Below are 970 nucleotides of genomic sequence, written 5' to 3' on the forward strand. Positions count from 1 at the left end.
AAAAAAGAGACCTTCAGAAGTGCACGCCCTGGAAAAGCAACACTTAAAGAAAGTCTCAGGTACCTATATATTTGAGAATATACTCGTACCTAGTATAACAAGAACCATCCATAAGGACAACGTCATTCGGTTTAATGGGAACCGCTATAGTGTCCCTAAAGGGACATACAGGTCGGATGCGCCTAATATTGCTTATATTCAAACAGATAAGGATTACTTATATATCAGGCTGAAACAGACAGGTTCTATTTTGGCAAAGCATCGAATTTCAAAAGGGAAAGGTTTGATTATTACAGACCCGCTTCATCGCTCAAGTAGCACATCAAAAAGGGACATCTTCATCCAACAACTTGAGGAGAAGTTTATTAATAAGGATAATGTTCAATGGCTCATTCAGAATTTGAAAGAACGATATCCGAGGCATTTATTAGATCAATTGAAGGTTCTTCAAAACACGATGAAAAGATATCCCGACAATGTTGAGCAAGCCCTAGAAGAGATGAGAAAACTAAAAATGACTAGTGCAAATGACTTCAGAGATATAGCCCATTCCTTGCACGTTCAAAGTAAAACCACATCTCCTTCAGCTGTAGAACTGAATCCCAAATATAAAGATCTTGTCGCGCCTGAGCGTTCTGAAGATATTTATTTGAAAATCTTAGCTGGAGGAAAACACTAATGAACCAACCATTTGAGGAATTACAAGACAAATGTCGTACCCTGCGTCTCGCTGAGACGGCTAAAGAGCTGCCTTCTCTACTACGGGAAGCGGAATCAAAACATTGGACATATCATGAATTTATTCATCATCTCTTAAGCTATGAAATTAACTGTAGAGAGATAAAGAATATTGAAAGACATATGAAATGGGCCGAATTTCCGGAAAAATTGACGTTTGATACCTATGACTTAAAGGAACAGACTGCAATTGGTGAGAAACAACTAAACGTATTGAAGGAGTTGAATTGGA

1 protein-coding gene and 1 pseudogene are annotated in these 970 nt (G+C 38.0%); both read left to right on the forward strand.

The window, feature by feature from the left end; genetic code table 11:
* A pseudogene (locus KH400_RS20755) lies at positions 1 to 679 on the forward strand (IS21 family transposase); the annotation flags it as partial.
* Positions 679 to 970: ATP-binding protein (locus tag KH400_RS20760; RefSeq protein WP_217227897.1), on the forward strand; the 292-nt coding region annotated here is incomplete at its 3' end. The pseudogene KH400_RS20755 and the gene KH400_RS20760, both read left to right, overlap by 1 nt.

Origin of the sequence: Desertibacillus haloalkaliphilus, assembly GCF_019039105.1 — a bacterium.
Classification (GTDB): Bacteria; Bacillota; Bacilli; order Bacillales; family KJ1-10-99; genus Desertibacillus; species Desertibacillus haloalkaliphilus.